The following is a 15,337-nucleotide window of genomic DNA, read 5'->3' on the forward strand; positions in this document are numbered from 1 at the left end:
CTCATGCAGGGCGCCGAATCGGCAACCCCAACGACGTAAGGACCCAATGACCTCCTCTTCTTCCCCTTCCCAGGACACCCAGCGCGTTGCGCACGCCTACCCCGAAGGTCTTCGGGCCGATGCCCTGATGGAAGAGGACGTCGCCTGGAGCCACGAGATCGACGGAGACCGGGACGGCGATCAGTTCGACCGCTCCGAGCGCGCGGCCCTGCGCCGCGTGGCGGGCCTCTCCACCGAGCTCGAGGACGTCACCGAGGTCGAGTACCGCCAGCTCCGCCTGGAGCGGGTCGTGCTCGTCGGCGTCTGGACCACGGGGACCTCGCAGGACGCGGACAACTCCCTCGCGGAGCTGGCCGCCCTCGCGGAGACCGCCGGCGCGCTCGTGCTCGACGGCGTCATCCAGCGCCGTGACAAGCCCGACGCAGCCACCTACATCGGCTCCGGCAAGGCCAACGAGCTGCGCGACATCGTCCTCGAGACGGGCGCGGACACCGTCATCTGCGACGGTGAGCTCAGCCCGGGCCAGCTGATCCACCTCGAGGACGTCGTCAAGGTCAAGGTCATCGACCGCACGGCCCTGATCCTCGACATCTTCGCCCAGCACGCCAAGTCCCGGGAGGGCAAGGCACAGGTCGCGCTCGCGCAGATGCAGTACATGCTGCCGCGGCTGCGCGGCTGGGGTCAGTCGCTGTCCCGTCAGATGGGCGGCGGCAAGGGCGGCGGCCTCGCCACCCGCGGCCCCGGTGAGACCAAGATCGAGACGGACCGGCGACGGATCCGCGAGAAGATGGCGAAGATGCGCCGGGAGATCGCGGAGATGAAGACCGGCCGCGAGATCAAGCGCCAGGAGCGCAAGCGCCACAAGGTGCCGTCCGTGGCCATCGCGGGCTACACCAACGCCGGCAAGTCGTCCCTGCTCAACCGCCTCACCGGCGCGGGCGTCCTGGTCGAGAACGCCCTGTTCGCGACCCTGGACCCGACCGTGCGCCGGGCCGAGACCCCCGGGGGCCGCCTGTACACGCTGGCGGACACCGTCGGCTTCGTCCGGCACCTGCCGCACCACCTGGTCGAGGCGTTCCGCTCCACCATGGAGGAGGTCGGCGAGTCCGACCTGATCCTGCACGTGGTGGACGGCTCGCACCCCAACCCGGAGGAGCAGCTGGCCGCCGTGCGCGAGGTGATCCGGGACGTCGGCGCCACCGGCGTGCCCGAGATCGTCGTGATCAACAAGGCGGACGCGGCCGACCCGCTGACGCTGCAGCGGCTGATGCGGATCGAGAAGCGTTCCATCGCCGTCTCGGCACGCAGCGGCCAGGGCATCGACGAACTGCTCGCGCTGATCGACGACGAGCTTCCCCGCCCGTCGGTCGAGGTGGAGGCGCTCGTGCCGTACACGCACGGCAACCTGGTCGCCCGTGCCCACACCGAGGGCGAGGTGATCTCCGCGGAGCACACGGCGGAGGGCACCCTGCTGAAGGTGCGGGTGCACGAGGAACTGGCGGCGGACCTCGCGCCGTACGTTCCGGCGCCGGCCGCCTGAGGCCTCGTGGCCCGCTGAACGCGTGAAGGCCCGCCCCCGCTCTGCCGCGGGGGCGGGCCTTCGGCATGTCCGGCTTCACCGGCCGCCGTACTTCCTGCTCGTGGTCTCCGTCAGAGCACCCGGTCCACGTCCAGCGCGCGGACCAGCGTCTGCGCCGACGACATCCGGCCTGGCCTGCTCCGAAGTGACACGCAGTACGGCGCAGGCGCCGTCGGCTCCAGGACGGACGGCGGCGGGACGGTGAGGGCTTGCCTCCGGCGTCCCACCGCCGATCCCGCTAGCGGCCGGCGAACTTGTCGCTCACCGAGTCGTAGACGCTCTTCGCCACATCGCCCAGCCGCGGGCCGGCCAGCCAACCCGAGTTCACCGGGCCGATCGACGTGTTGGAGACCAGCGCGGGCTTGCCGTTCGAGCCCGTCGCCACCCAGCCGCCGCCCGACGAACCGCCGGTCATCGTGCAGCCGATGCGGTACATCGTCGGGTCCGAGGAACTGAGCGAGAACCGGCCCGGCTTGTCCTGGCACTGGTAGAGCTTCTGCCCGTCGTACGGCTTGGCCGCCGGGTAGCCGGTCGCGGTGATGCTGTCCACCTTCGGGACGGCCGGAGCCTTGAAGTTCACCGGAAGCGCCGAACCGACCGTCTCCTCGAGGGACTTGCCCGAACCGCCCTCCTCCGGCGTCACATGGATCACGGCGTAGTCGTAGGAGGCGCCGTCACCGCCGGTCTGGCCGCCCTGTGCGATCCACTGGTCCGAGGTCTTCGTCCAGTCGCCCCACCAGACGCCGTAGGGAGCGGCCTGCTCCTTGGTGGCCGTCTTCAACTGCTGGGACGACAGACCCTCGTCGTTGTACGAGGGCACGAAGGCGATATTGCGGTACCAGCCGCCGCCCTTGCCCGCGTGCACGCAATGGCCCGCGGTCCACACCAGGTTGGACTTGCCCGGGTGGGCCGGGTCCTGCACGACCGTCGCCGAGCAGACCATCGTGCCCTCGGGGGAGTCGAAGAACACCTTGCCCGCCTCGGGGGCGTTGGCGTGGTAGCTCGTCGGGACGGCCTTCGCGTCCACGGCCTGCGGCGTCGGGTCGGTCACGCCCTGGTCGCCGGAGAGGTCGCTGTCATCGACGCTCCGGTCCGGGTCCTCGGCCTCGCGCATCCGGTCCGGGTCCCACAGACCCTTGATGATCGGGTTGACGTAGTCCTGCGCCTCACGCAGCCAGTCGTCCCTGTCCCAGTTCTTCCAGGCGCCGTTCTTCCACTTGTCGAGGTCGATCCCGTGCTCTTTGAGCCTGTCCTTGATGTCGTCCGGGATCGTGATCTTTCCGTCGCCGGTGGCCGATGCCGACGCGTCGGCCTGCCCGCCGGCCTCGGTGTCGCCCGAGTCGCAGGCGGTCGCGGTGAGCGCGAGCACCGAGGCGAGCGCCACGGCGCCCAGCACGGGGGAGGTCCTGCGGCGCGCGTCCCTCCTCCGGCGAACGGTGAACGACGGACGTGTGGATCGCATGGTGTGAACTCCCCCTGCTGTCAACGAACGTGAAACACCGGCCGTTCCCCGGAGCGGAACTCACGGGGATCTCATCCCGGGTTCAAGCGGGTCTCACGGCCAGGTGCGATGCCACCACACGATATGCGGTCGCTGTGGGGGACTTCCGACGGAATGGCAACTGTTCGGTCACAGCAAGGATCTTGAGGCAACCCGTAACCGGGAAGCCTGTCCGGGGTTGTTAGCGGTGGGGGGTCCGCTGTCCGCGCCCGGCTCCCCGAACTGCGGGAGGACGGGGAGCCGTGGTCGTGACCGAGCCAGTGCCCGAGGGCATCCTGAGGCGTCAGGCGGCGCGTGAGTCGGCGGCGCGCACCTACGCGCGCGCCCTGCCCATCGTGCCGGTGCGGGCCCGCGGGCTGACCATCGAGGGCGCGGACGGCCGCCGTTACCTCGACTGTCTCTCGGGCGCCGGCACCCTCGCCCTGGGCCACAACCACCCCGTCGTGCTGGAGGCGATCCGCAAGGTGCTCGACTCGGGCGCGCCCTTGCACGTGCTCGACCTCGCGACCCCCGTCAAGGACGCCTTCATCACGGAGCTGTTCCGGACGCTGCCGCCCGGTCTGGCCGACCACGCGCGCGTGCAGTTCTGCGGGCCGGCCGGCACGGACGCGGTGGAGGCCGCCCTCAAACTGGTCCGTGCCGCCACCGGCCGCACGGGCGTCCTGGCCTTCACCGGCGCCTACCACGGGATGACCGCCGGATCCCTCGAAGCCTCCGGGGCCGCCCACGACGTCAGGGTGGCACGCCTGCCCTATCCGCAGGACTACCGCTGCCCGTTCGGCGTCGGCGGCGAGCGCGGCGCCGAACTCGCCGCCCGCTGGACCGAGTCCGTCCTGGACGACCCCAGGTCGGGGGTGCGGCCGCCCGCCGGGATGATCCTCGAGCCCGTTCAGGGCGAGGGCGGTGTGCTTCCCGCACCGGACGCCTGGCTGCGCAGGATGCGGAAGATCACGGCGGACCGCTCGATCCCGCTGATCGCCGACGAGGTCCAGACGGGCGTCGGACGGACCGGCGCCTTCTGGGCGGTGGAGCACAGCGGGGTCACACCCGATGTGATGGTCCTGTCCAAGGCCATCGGCGGCAGCCTGCCGCTCGCCGTCGTCGTCTACCGCGACGAACTCGACGTCTGGCAACCCGGCGCGCACGCGGGCACGTTCCGCGGCAACCAGCTCGCGATGGCCGCCGGAACGGCCACCCTCGCCCACGTCCGCGAGAACGGCCTCGCCGACCGCGCCGCCGTCCTGGGAGCCCGCATGCTGGGCCGCCTCCAGCGCCTTGCCGAGGAGTTCCCGTGCATGGGGGACGTGCGGGGGCGCGGGCTGATGATCGGGGTCGAGATGGTGGATCCCGAAGGAGAACACGGGACCGAAGGAGGTGAAAGCGGTGTACGAGACGCACGAGGTGCGCAAGATGCACGAGGTGCGCGAGGTGCACGGGGTACAGGAAGTGACGGTGCGGACGCCCCGCTGCAGGCAGCCGCGGCCGGTGCAGGAGCCGACGTCTTCGCGGACTCCGCGCACGCCCCCCTGCCTGCCGCCCCCGCTCTGGCCCAAGCCCTGCGGCGAGAGTGCCTGCGGCGCGGCCTGATCGTCGAGCTCGGCGGACGCCACGCCAGCGTCGTACGCCTGCTTCCGCCGCTGACCATCACCGACGAGCAGGCCGCAGCAGTACTGGACCGACTCGCGGACGCGATGGCCGCCGTGGCCGGCGGTCACGCCCGTGGCCCGGGCCGCGGCGGTCGTGCGGAGCCCCACCGGAATCGGCCGAACCGGCCCAACCGGCCGCCCGAACATGTCCCCCGCCAGGACGGTCGCGCCGAACGCGCGGGGTAGCCAGGACGGTCGACGCGACCCCGCGCGAGCGCACTGCAGGCCGCACGACGCGACCCCGTGCGACGGCAGACCGTACGACGTGACCACAACCCGGTACGTCGCGACTCCGGACTTCTCCGGGGGCGGCGACACCGGCGGCGGGGCGCGTCGGGCCTCCGGCCGCCGGGTGAGCCGAGAGCGAGCGAGGCTTCCCGCCACTTCCGGCTCGCGCTCGCCCCCATCACTCCACGAGGAACAACCTTTGACCACCTCTCCGCAGCCCACCGCATCCGCATCCGCATCCGACTCCCACTCCGGCACCACGGCTCGTACCTCTCTCGCCCCTCCCGAGCGGTCGCCCGCCTCCGCCGCGGCGGGTCCTGCGTCCGCTGAGCCGTCCCCCTCCGCCGCAGCGCCCGCCGTGCCGTCCGCGCCGCCCCCGGTGCCGTCACCGCGTCGGCTGGGAGACGCCCCGCACGCCGAACCGCCGCCGCGCCCAGCCGCAGATCTTCTGGACCACCCCGATCCGCTCACCGCGGCTCAGGCCGCGGCCGTGGAGAACCTGCTGCGCTGCTGGGTCCGCGAGACCGGCCTGTCCGCCCCGGTGCCGGGCGACGACGTCCTGCGCGTGCCGTTGCCCGCGAGCGGTGTCACCCTGCTCGTCCCCGTCCACTACTGGTCCCCGACGGGCTGGCACCGCTTCGGCCTGCCGCGCCTGGCGAGCGCCCCCGCGCAGTCCCCGCACGCGGACGCCGTCACGGTCGCGGCCCTGCTGGCCCGCGAGGCGCTCCCGAACGGCGGCGACCCGTCCGCCACGTCCGTCACGTCTGTTCGAGCCGTGCCCGACGACGAGGGCACGGAGCCTGCGGACCGGGACGGCGGCTCCGGCCGGGCCCACTGCCCCGCCGCCGACGATGCCCCTGCCCCCGCACCCGCCGGCCTTCCCGGCGGCGAAGGCGTCGACCTCGTGGCGCGCGTCGCCGACTCCGTACGCTGTACCGCCGTCTTCATCGGAGAGCGGCGAGAGCGCCCCGAGGGCGGCGCCGACCTGTTCCTGACCGCCGAGCAGGCACTGGTGCTCGGACATCCGCTGCACCCGACCCCGAAGAGCCGCGAAGGGCTCTCGGACGGTGAAACGCGCCCGTATTCACCCGAGTCGCGCGGCTCGTTCCCCCTGCACTGGATCGCCGTCGCTCCTTCCGTGCTCGCCACCGACTCCGCCTGGACCGAAGGCGGCCGTCCGGTCCCCGCCCCCCGGCTGACGGCGCGGCTCGCCGGCGACGGACTGCCGCTGCCCGACGGATTCGCCGCCCTGCCGGTGCACCCCTGGCAACTGCGCGAGATGCGGCACCGGCCCGAGGCGGAGGCGCTGTTCGACGCCGGACTGCTCCGCGGGCTGGGCGCGCACGGCCCACTGTGGCACCCCACCTCGTCCGTGCGCACCGTCCATCGGTCCGGTGCTCCGGCGATGCTCAAACTCTCGCTGGGCCTGCGCATCACCAACTCCCGCCGCGAGAACCTCCGCAAGGAACTCCAGCGGGGCGTCGAGGTGCACCGGCTGCTGCGCGCCGGGCTGGCCAAGCGGTGGCAGGCGGCCCACCCGGGCTTCGACATCGTCCGCGATCCGGCCTGGCTCGCGGTCGACGGACCGGACGGCCGCCCGCTGACGGGACTCGACGTGATGATCCGCCACAACCCCTTCGCTCCGGCGGACGACGTCTCCTGCGTCGCCGGACTCGTGGCGCCCCGGCCGCAGGTGCGCGGGGCGGCGGCGGGCGCGGACGTCCCGACGTCCGGGGCGCACCCGGACCTCCCGGCCGAGGCTCCCACCGGACGTTCCCGGCTGGCCTGCCTCGTCACGCGTCTCGCCGGGCGCACGGGCCGACCCGTGGGGGCGGTCGCGACGGAGTGGTTCCTGCGCTACCTGGAACAGGTCGTCCGTCCCGTCCTGTGGCTCGACGGCGCCGCCGGGATCGCACTGGAAGCGCATCAGCAGAACACGCTCCTCCTGCTGGACCCGGACGGTTGGCCCCGGGGCGGCCGCTATCGCGACAACCAGGGCTACTACTTCCGCGAGTCCCACCGCCCGGAACTCGAAGCCCAGCTGCCCGGCATCGGCGAGCGCAGCGACACCTTCGTCTCCGACGAGGTCACCGACGAGCGTTTCTGCTACTACCTGGGGATCAACAACGTGCTGGGACTCATCGGCGCGTTCGGCTCCCAGCGGCTCGCCGACGAGCGACTGCTGCTCGCCGCCTTCCGGCGCTTTCTCTCCGACGCCGCCTGCGGCCCCGACCGGCCGCGCAGTTCGCTGCCCTCCCGCCTGCTCGACTCACCCGTCCTGCGCTGCAAGGCCAACCTCCTGACCCGCCTGCACGGCCTCGACGAACTCGTCGGCCCGGTGGACACCCAGTCCGTCTACGTCACCCTCGCCAACCCCCTGCGTTCCTGAACGTTCGAGAGGAGCCCGCCGTGCCGCCCGTCGGGACGGATTCCCCCACCGGTGCGCCCCCTGCCCTCGCCGTCGGCGACTGGGGAGCCACCGCCACCCCCGCGGGTGCGTTCCGTCTCGTCCCCGTGCGCATCGACCGGGACCTGTGCCTCGTCGGCCGGTGGATGAACGACCCGGCGGTCGCGGCGTTCTGGGAGCTGGCGGGGCCTCACCCCGTGACCGAGCGGCACCTGTGCCGCCAACTCGCCGACGACGGACACAGCGTGCCGTGCCTGGGCGTCCTGGACGGCCGGCCGATGAGTTACTGGGAGATCTACCGCGCGGACCTCGACCCCCTGGCCGGGCACTATCCGGCCCGGCCCCACGACACCGGCGTCCACCTCCTCATCGGCGGGGTGGCCGACCGCGGGCGAGGCCTCGGCGGCCTGTTGCTCAGAACCGTCGCCGACCTCATCCTCGACCGGGCGCCCGCCTGCACCCGCGTCGTCGCCGAACCCGACCTTCGCAACGTCGCGTCCGTCGCCACGTTCCTCCGCGCCGGTTTCCGCTTCGTCGCGGAGCTCGACCTGCCCACGAAGCGGGCCGCCCTCATGGTCCGGGAGCGACACCTCCGTGATCTCCTGTGAAGCCACCTGACGACATCCGGGTCACCCCGCCCTGTCCGCGTCACCCCTGCCTGCGACACCCGACGCTCGCGAACCGGCCGCATTCGGCCACTTCCGGTCGCCCGACGGTCACCCCCGGCCACGGCCGACCCCGGTCCACCGCCCCCTCCGAGAAACCCACGGTCTTGATCCCTTCCCTCCCGTCCGCCTCGACCCCCCGATTGTCAGTGCCGCGCCGTAGGGTGGTCGCGCTATGACGAAGCCCTCACTCCCCGAACTCCTGCATGCCGCTGTCGACGCCGTCGGCGGCACGGAGCGCCCCGGCCAGGTGACCATGGCCGAAGCCGTCGCCGAAGCGATCGACGGCGGCTCCCACCTGCTGGTCCAGGCCGGCACCGGCACCGGCAAGTCACTCGGCTACCTCGTGCCCGCGCTCGCCCACGGGGAGCGCGTCGTGGTGGCGACCGCCACGCTGGCCCTGCAGCGCCAGCTCGTCGAGCGGGACCTGCCGCGCACGGTCGACGCCCTGCAGCCCCTGCTGCGCCGGCGCCCGGAGTTCGCGATGCTCAAGGGCCGGTCGAACTACCTGTGCCTGCACCGGCTGCGCGAAGGGGTCCCGCAGGACGAGGAGGAGGGCCTCTTCGACCAGTTCGAGGCGGCCGCGCCCACCAGCAAGCTGGGCCAGGACCTGCTGCGGCTGCGGGACTGGGCGGACGAGACCGAGTCGGGCGACCGCGACGATCTCACCCCCGGCGTGTCCGACCGGGCCTGGGCCCAGGTGTCGGTGTCCTCCCGGGAGTGCCTCGGCGCGACGAAGTGCGCCTACGGCGCCGAGTGCTTCGCCGAGACGGCCCGTGAGCGCGCCAAGCTGGCCGAGGTCGTCGTCACCAACCACGCGCTGCTCGCCATCGACGCCATCGAGGGCGCCCCGGTCCTGCCGCAGCACGAGGTGCTGATCGTCGACGAGGCCCACGAGCTGGTCTCGCGGGTCACCGGCGTCGCCACCGGCGAGCTCACCCCCGGCCAGGTCAACCGGGCCGTGCGCCGGGCGGCGAAGCTGGTCAACGAGAAGGCGGCCGACCAGCTGCAGACCGCCGCCGAAGGCTTCGAGCGCCTCATGGAGCTGGCCCTGCCCGGCCGCCTGGAGGAGATCCCGGAGGACCTCGGCTACGCCCTCATGGCGCTGCGCGACGCCGCACGGACGGTCATCTCCGCCATCGGCGCCACCCGCGACAAGTCCGTCCAGGACGAGGATGCCGTCCGCAAGCAGGCGCTGGCCTCGGTGGAGTCCGTGCACGACGTGGCGGAGCGGATCTGCAACGGCTCCGAATGGGACGTCGTCTGGTACGAGAGGCACGACCGCTTCGGCGCTTCGCTGCGCGTGGCTCCCATGTCCGTGTCGGGCCTGTTGCGGGAGAAGCTCTTCACGGACCGGTCCGTCACCCTGGCCTCGGCGACCCTGAAGCTGGGCGGCGACTTCAACGGAGTGGGCGCCTCGATGGGTCTCGCCCCGGAGGGCACGGAGGGCGAGGACGTCCCGCAGTGGAAGGGCATCGACGTCGGTTCGCCCTTCGACTACCGCAAACAGGGCATCCTGTATGTCGCCAAGCACCTGGCGCGCCCCGCGCGCGACGGCGACCGCGCCGACATGCTGGACGAACTGACCGAACTGATCCAGGCGGCCGGCGGACGCACGCTCGGCCTCTTCTCCTCCATGCGCGCCGCACAGCTCGCCGCCGAGGAACTGCGCACCCGCATCCCCGAGTTCCCGATCCTCCTCCAGGGCGAGGAGACCCTCGGCGAGCTGATCAAGAACTTCTCGGCGGACCCGAAGACGTGCCTGTTCGGCACGCTGTCGCTCTGGCAGGGCGTCGACGTCCCCGGCCCCAGCTGCCAGCTGGTCGTCATGGACAAGATCCCGTTCCCGCGCCCGGACGACCCCCTGATGAGCGCCCGCCAGAAGGCGGTGGAGGACGCCGGGGGCAACGGCTTCATGGCTGTCGCCGCCACCCACGCGGCGCTGCTCATGGCGCAGGGCGCGGGCCGCCTGGTGCGCGCGTCGGGGGACCGCGGCGTGGTCGCCGTACTGGACCAGCGGCTGGCGACGGCCCGCTACGGGAGCTATCTGAAGGCGTCCCTGCCCGACTTCTGGTACACCACGGACCGCAATCAGGTCCGCAAGTCCCTCGCCGCGATCGACGCGAAGGCCAAACAGGCAGAGGCAGAGGCGGAAGCCGACCAGGCAGAGGTGGAGACGGTGGCGGCGGACGCAGAGGCGTAGGCCGGACAGCACCACCGGCACAGCACAGGGCCCCGGAACCGGCGCAGGGATCCCGGGGCCCAGTCAGGGGCAGGGCGGGGGAGACCCCCGCCCGTCGCCGCTCTCAGACGCGGCGGAGTACGGCCACCACCTTGCCGAGGATGGTCGCGTCGTCGCCGGGGATCGGCTCGTAGGCGGCGTTGTGCGGCAGGAGCCACACATGGCCGTCCTCCCGCTTGAAGCGCTTGACGGTGGCTTCGCCGTCGAGCATCGCGGCCACGATGTCGCCGTTCTCTGCGACGGGCTGACGGCGGACGGTGACCCAGTCGCCGTCGCAGATCGCGGCCTCGATCATGGAGTCGCCGACGACCTTCAGGACGAACAGCTCGCCGTCGCCGACCAGCTGCCTCGGCAGCGGGAAGACGTCCTCCACCGACTCCTCGGCCAGGATCGGGCCACCGGCGGCGATCCGGCCGACCAGCGGCACGTAGGACGCGGCCGGCTTGCCGGCGGTGTCGGTGGGCTGCACGGAGGCGGCCTGGTCGGAGCCGCGCACCTCGTACGCGCGCGGGCGGTGCGGATCGCGGCGCAGGAAGCCCTTGCGCTCCAGTGCCATCAGCTGGTGGGCGACCGAGGACGTGCTGGACAGGCCGACCGCCTGACCGATCTCCCGCATCGACGGCGGGTAGCCGCGCCGCTGTACGGAGTCCCTGATGACCTCGATCACTCGGCGCTGCCGGTCGGTGAGCCCCGAGCTGTCCGCGCGGATGCCTGGAGGTCGACCAGGCAGAGAGCGCTTGTGTCCCTCGGGATTCATGGCTTCGTTCATCGCATGCACCGGCTCGAGTCGGCCCTGGGAGCGGTCCTGGGCAGTGATGGTGGCACTGTCTGCGGTGGTGGTCACGTCGGCCCCTCTCGGTTGTCTCCCTGCTGGACAACGGTAGTTGCTTTCGAAAGGTTGCGCCAAACACACGTTCGAGTGAAAAAGCGCGGATAGCCTGACTTGATCATGTGTATGGGTGTATGGCTAACGCGGTCCCCGGCAGGCGAAAGGACTCGTTGTTGTAGCCTTCACCGCCGGAGCCGATGACCTTGTGGGGTGGCCCCAGTCTGCCATCCGGCCCCCCTTCGCCCCGGGACCGGCCCCGCTCTGCGCGAGAGTCGCACCGCTCCTCCTTGTGGCGCTCACGGTATCGCCGTAAGCGCCACCGCGATACGGCCGCACGCGCGCGTGCAGGGGTGCATTCCGCGTGCTCGGTGTGACGGCCGGATCGCGTGCGGTGAGCGATGCGCCGAGCGCGGTGGACGCGACACGCGATACAGCCTGGATGTATGGGCCAAGCCCCATATCTAGTGGTTGGATTGCGGCAGCGGCCCAGAAGTTGTGGTCCCCCGTGTCTTCGGGCGCGGATGGATCCCCTATGCTTGGGGCTGCTTCGAGGGGCCTGTGAGGCCTGGCGAGGCCATTGAGTCTGCTGTGAGGAGGGTTGGAGTTCATGCACTGTCCCTTCTGCAGGCACCCCGACAGCCGTGTGGTCGACAGCCGTACGACGGACGACGGCACGTCGATCCGCAGGCGCCGCCAGTGCCCCGACTGCTCCCGTCGTTTCACGACCGTGGAGACGTGTTCGCTCATGGTGGTCAAGCGGTCCGGGGTCACCGAACCGTTCAGCCGCACCAAGGTCATCAACGGCGTGCGCAAGGCATGTCAGGGACGGCCCGTCACCGAGGACGCCCTCGCCCAGCTCGGCCAGCGGGTCGAGGAGGCGGTGCGGGCCACCGGAAGCGCCGAGTTGACCACCCATGACGTGGGGCTGGCCATACTCGGCCCGTTGCAGGAGCTCGACCTCGTCGCCTATCTGCGTTTCGCCTCCGTCTACCGGGCGTTCGACTCGCTCGAGGACTTCGAGGCGGCCATCGCGGAACTCAGGGACCAGACGGGACCCCCCGCCGCGGACGACGACGACCGCGCGGGCGACGCAGGGGATGTCGTGGGGAGCCGGGAGGACGACGGCGGGCGCGGAGGGACCGTGCAGGTCCCCGAGCCCGCCAACGCCGCCGACTGATCGACGGCCGGACCGGGACTCGGACTCCGGGCCGGCGGACGGCGGCGTGACCAAGACCTGTTGTGGGCGGCAGCGCGTGGGTGCCCACAACACAAGACAGAACAACGTGTCACGGGAACAGCGTGGCATTTCAGGGCGTTTTCGCCCGTAGAGGGAGGCGGCATGACAGAGACGGCGAGCGGTCCGGCACGAGGTTCCCGAGCCAAGGGGGCCAAGACCACCAAGGGCCTGCGCATCGAGCGCATCCACACCACCCCTGGCGTGCACCCGTACGACGAGGTGGTCTGGGAGCGCCGTGACGTCGTCATGACCAACTGGCGCGACGGCTCGGTCAACTTCGAGCAGCGTGGCGTCGAGTTCCCCGACTTCTGGTCGGTGAACGCGGTCAACATCGTCACCAGCAAGTACTTCCGCGGTGCTGTGGGCACCCCCCAGCGCGAGACCGGCCTCAAGCAGCTGATCGACCGCATCGTGAAGACGTACCGGAAGGCCGGCGAGGACCACAGGTACTTCGCCTCGCCCGCCGACGCGGAGATCTTCGAGCACGAGCTGGCCTACGCCCTCCTGCACCAGATCTTCAGCTTCAACAGCCCCGTCTGGTTCAACGTCGGCACCCCGCAGCCCCAGCAGGTCTCCGCCTGCTTCATCCTGGCCGTCGACGACTCCATGGAGTCGATCCTCGACTGGTACAAGGAAGAGGGCATGATCTTCAAGGGCGGTTCGGGCGCCGGTCTGAACCTCTCCCGGATCCGCTCCTCCAAGGAACTCCTCTCCTCCGGCGGCAACGCCTCCGGTCCGGTCTCCTTCATGCGGGGCGCCGACGCCTCCGCCGGCACCATCAAGTCCGGTGGCGCCACCCGTCGGGCCGCCAAGATGGTCGTCCTCGACGTGGACCACCCGGACATCGAGGACTTCATCGCCACCAAGGTGAAGGAGGAGGAGAAGATCCGCGCCCTGCGCGACGCGGGCTTCGACATGGACCTGGGCGGCGACGACATCACGTCCGTCCAGTACCAGAACGCCAACAACAGCGTCCGCGTGAACGACGAGTTCATGACGGCCGTCGAGAACGGCGGCGAGTTCGGTCTGCGTGCCCGCATGACCGGCGAGATCATCGAGAAGGTCGACGCCAAGGCGCTGTTCCGCAAGCTCGCCGAGGCCGCGTGGGCGTGCGCCGACCCGGGCATCCAGTACGACGGTGTGATCAACAACTGGCACACCTGCCCGGAGTCCGGCCGGATCACCGCGTCGAACCCGTGCAGCGAGTACATGCACCTGGACAACACGTCCTGCAACCTCGCCTCGCTGAACCTGATGAAGTTCCTCAAGGACGACGGCAAGGGCAGCCAGTCCTTCCAGGCCGACCGCTTCCAGAAGGTCGTCGAGCTCGTCATCACCGCGATGGACATCTCCATCTGCTTCGCCGACTTCCCGACCCAGAAGATCGGCGAGAACACGCGCGCGTTCCGCCAGCTCGGCATCGGCTACGCCAACCTCGGCGCCCTGCTGATGGCCACCGGCCACGCCTACGACTCCGACGGCGGCCGCTCCCTGGCCGGCGCCATCACCTCCCTGATGACGGGCACCGCCTACCGCCGCTCCGCCGAACTGGCCGCCGTCGTCGGCCCGTACGACGGCTACGCCCGCAACGCCGACGCCCACAACCGCGTCATGAAGCAGCACTCCGACGCCAACGGGACGGCCGTCCGCATGGACGACCTGGACACCCCGGTGTGGGCCGCCGCCACGGAGGCATGGCAGGACGTGCTGCGCCTCGGCGAGAAGAACGGTTTCCGTAACTCCCAGGCGTCCGTGCTCGCCCCGACCGGCACCATCGGCCTGGCGATGTCCTGCGACACCACCGGCGTCGAGCCCGACCTCGCCCTGGTCAAGTTCAAGAAGCTGGTCGGCGGCGGCTCGATGCAGATCGTCAACGGCACGGTCCCGCAGGCCCTGCGCCGCCTGGGTTACCAGGAGGAGCAGATCGAGGCGATCGTCGCCCACATCGCCGAGAACGGCAACGTGATCGACGCCCCCGGTCTCAGGCCCGAGCACTACGAGGTGTTCGACTGCGCCATGGGCGAGCGCGCCATCTCCCCGATGGGCCACGTCCGCATGATGGCCGCCATCCAGCCCTGGATCTCCGGCGCCATCTCCAAGACGGTCAACATGCCGGAGACGGCGACCGTCGAGGAGGTCGAGGAGATCTACTTCGAGGCCTGGAAGCTCGGCGTCAAGGCGCTCGCGATCTACCGCGACAACTGCAAGGTCGGCCAGCCCCTCTCCGCCAAGACCAAGGAGAAGGAGAAGGCGGAGGTCACCGAGAAGGCCGAGGACACGATCCGCACCGCGGTCGAGAAGGTCATCGAGTACCGCCCGGTCCGCAAGCGTCTGCCCAAGGGCCGTCCCGGCATCACGACCTCGTTCACGGTCGGCGGCGCCGAGGGCTACATGACCGCCAACTCGTACCCGGACGACGGTCTCGGCGAGGTCTTCCTGAAGATGTCGAAGCAGGGTTCGACCCTCGCCGGCATGATGGACGCCTTCTCCATCGCGGTCTCCGTCGGCCTCCAGTACGGCGTGCCGCTGGAGACGTACGTCTCGAAGTTCACCAACATGCGCTTCGAGCCGGCCGGCATGACCGACGACCCGGACGTGCGGATGGCGCAGTCGATCGTCGACTACATCTTCCGCCGCCTGGCGCTGGACTTCCTGCCCTTCGAGACGCGCTCCGCGCTCGGCATCCACTCCGCCGAGGAGCGTCAGCGCCACCTGGAGACCGGCTCCTACGAGCCGACTCTCGAGGAGGAGGACGTGGACGTCGAGGGCATGGCCCAGTCCGCTCCGCGCCCGACGGACCTGAAGGCCGTGGCCACCCCGAAGGCCGAGATCGAGGCTGCCGTGCCGGCCCCGAAGCAGGCCCACACCAGCGCCGAGCTGGTGGAGATGCAGCTGGGCATCCAGGCCGACGCCCCGCTGTGCTTCTCCTGCGGCACGAAGATGCAGCGGGCCGGTTCCTGCTACATCTGCGAGGGCTGCGGCTCGACCAGCGGCTGCAGCTGA

Annotated in this window: 9 protein-coding genes; 7 read left to right on the forward strand and 2 right to left on the reverse strand. The window is 71.1% G+C overall.

Features of this window, described 5'->3' with window-relative positions; translation table 11 throughout:
• The first annotated feature begins 46 nt into the window (after positions 1-46).
• The gene (hflX, locus tag ACZ7DE_RS27310; protein WP_470765617.1) at positions 47-1,540 is read left to right on the forward strand and encodes a GTPase HflX; all 1,494 of its coding nucleotides are present in this window, start codon (positions 47-49) and stop codon (positions 1,538-1,540) included.
• 277 nt (positions 1,541-1,817) lie between these two features.
• Here hflX and ACZ7DE_RS27315 read toward each other — a convergent pair whose 3' ends face one another.
• Positions 1,818-3,041 (reverse strand): trypsin-like serine peptidase, encoded by a 1,224-nt coding sequence (locus ACZ7DE_RS27315; RefSeq protein WP_470765619.1) that lies wholly within the window; start codon positions 3,039-3,041, stop codon positions 1,818-1,820.
• A gap of 281 nt (positions 3,042-3,322) precedes the next feature.
• Between ACZ7DE_RS27315 and ACZ7DE_RS27320 the strand changes: the two genes are divergently transcribed.
• The 4 genes from ACZ7DE_RS27320 (at position 3,323) to ACZ7DE_RS27335 (ending at position 10,229) form a co-directional block, all read left to right on the forward strand.
• Positions 3,323-4,912, forward strand: a complete 1,590-nt coding sequence (locus ACZ7DE_RS27320) for a diaminobutyrate--2-oxoglutarate transaminase family protein (RefSeq protein ID WP_470765621.1) — start codon at positions 3,323-3,325, stop codon at positions 4,910-4,912.
• Positions 4,913-5,333: 421 nt separating this feature from the next.
• Positions 5,334-7,343, forward strand: coding sequence for an IucA/IucC family protein (locus ACZ7DE_RS27325; protein ID WP_470765623.1), 2,010 nt, complete (start codon positions 5,334-5,336; stop codon positions 7,341-7,343).
• On the forward strand, positions 7,238-7,969 hold the full coding sequence (locus ACZ7DE_RS27330; RefSeq protein ID WP_470766071.1) for a GNAT family N-acetyltransferase: 732 nt from the start codon (positions 7,238-7,240) through the stop codon (positions 7,967-7,969). The genes ACZ7DE_RS27325 and ACZ7DE_RS27330 overlap by 106 nt, the downstream gene beginning before the upstream one ends.
• Before the next feature lie 232 nt (positions 7,970-8,201).
• Positions 8,202-10,229, forward strand: a complete 2,028-nt coding sequence (locus ACZ7DE_RS27335) for an ATP-dependent DNA helicase (RefSeq protein WP_470765625.1) — start codon at positions 8,202-8,204, stop codon at positions 10,227-10,229.
• Between the two features lie 103 nt (positions 10,230-10,332).
• Here ACZ7DE_RS27335 and lexA read toward each other — a convergent pair whose 3' ends face one another.
• Positions 10,333-11,112: a transcriptional repressor LexA gene (gene lexA / locus ACZ7DE_RS27340; RefSeq protein WP_057575372.1), complete on the reverse strand. Its 780-nt coding sequence runs from the start codon at positions 11,110-11,112 to the stop codon at positions 10,333-10,335.
• Positions 11,113-11,704: 592 nt separating this feature from the next.
• On the opposite strand from lexA, the gene nrdR reads away from it, so the two are divergent.
• Together nrdR and ACZ7DE_RS27350 are read left to right on the forward strand one after the other, a co-directional pair.
• Positions 11,705-12,274 (forward strand): transcriptional regulator NrdR, encoded by a 570-nt coding sequence (gene nrdR / locus ACZ7DE_RS27345; protein WP_470765627.1) that lies wholly within the window; start codon positions 11,705-11,707, stop codon positions 12,272-12,274.
• A gap of 162 nt (positions 12,275-12,436) precedes the next feature.
• Positions 12,437-15,337: a vitamin B12-dependent ribonucleotide reductase gene (locus ACZ7DE_RS27350; protein ID WP_470765629.1), complete on the forward strand. Its 2,901-nt coding sequence runs from the start codon at positions 12,437-12,439 to the stop codon at positions 15,335-15,337.

It is taken from the genome of Streptomyces sp. NPDC037083 (genome assembly GCF_055606485.1).